Here is a 1,236-nt window from a genome sequence, read left to right as displayed (position 1 = left end):
TGTAGTGGTCTAATGAAACCGGACACCCATTTAGGCGAGAATGCTCGCCAGATCGAGGTGTCAGATGACCAAACAACGCCGCTCCTTTACTCCTGAATTCAAGCGCGAGGCTGCCGACCTTGTGCTCAAACAAAACTACAGCTACATCGAAGCCAGCCGTTCACTCGGCATTGGTGAATCGGCATTGCGCCGCTGGGTTGACCAGATTCAGAAAGAACATAAAGGCGTCACCCCGCAGAGCAAGGCACTGACTCCGGAACAGCAAAAAATTCAGGAGCTGGAAGCCCGGATTGCTCGGCTTGAGCGAGAGAAATCAATACTAAAAAAGGCTACCGCGCTCTTGATGTCGGAAGATCACGAGCGTTCGCGCTGATTGACCAGTTGAGCGCCCATGAACCGGTTGATTGGCTGTGCAAGGTGTTTGACGTCACTCGCTCGTGTTACTACGCCCAGCGCCTGCGGCGCCGCACGCCCGATGTTGAACGGCTTCGATTGCGTAGTCGCGTCAGTGAGCTGTTCTCGCAAAGTCGCAGCTCTGCGGGCAGTCGCAGCATCTTGTCGCTGATGCGTGAAGACGGTGAGCAAGTCGGTCGATTCAAAGTGCGTAGCTTGATGCGCGAGCTTGATTTAGTCAGCAAACAACCCGGCTCCCATGCCTACAAGCGAGCAACAATAGAAAGACTGGATATCCCGAACACATTGAACCGCGAGTTCGACGTGCCAGCGCCCAATCAAGTCTGGTGCGGCGATATCACCTACATTTGGGCGCAAGGAAAGTGGCATTACCTGGCTGTCGTCCTGGATCTTTGTACGCGTCGGATCGTGGGCTGGGCGCTGTCGGAAAAGCCAGACGCTGAGCTGGTGATCAAAGCACTGGATATGGCTTACGAGCAGCGTGGCAGGCCTTCGGATCTGCTATTCCACTCGGACCAGGGATCGCAATATGCAAGCCGACTCTTTCGCCAGCGGTTGTGGCGATACCGCATGCGCCAGAGCATGAGTCGACGAGGAAACTGCTGGGATAATGCACCGATGGAGCGCGTATTTCGCAGCTTGAAAACAGAATGGATACCGACCGTGGGCTATCGAACTGCGCAGGAAGCACAGCGCGATATCAGCCATTTTTTGATGCATCGCTACAACTGGATTCGGCCTCACCAATTCAACGATGGGTTGGCGCCAGCGCGGGCCGAGGAAAAACTTAACGTCGTGTCCGGGATTAGTTGACCACTACAA

The 1,236-nt window shown here is 54.9% G+C and carries 1 protein-coding gene; it reads left to right on the top strand.

The window, feature by feature from the left end; genetic code table 11:
* Nucleotides 1-64: 64 nt before the first annotated feature.
* Nucleotides 65-1,227 (top strand): IS3 family transposase gene (locus ACODSJ_RS24695; RefSeq protein WP_489104223.1). Its coding sequence is split into 2 segments (ribosomal slippage): nt 65-320 and nt 320-1,227, totalling 1,164 coding nucleotides; the frame shifts between segments, so codons are not numbered across the junction.
* Nucleotides 1,228-1,236 lie beyond the last annotated feature (9 nt).

This window comes from Pseudomonas sp. FG6 (assembly GCF_057809015.1).
The sequence above is the reverse complement of the archived record's forward strand: the minus strand, read 5'-3'. Positions and strand labels throughout refer to the sequence as shown.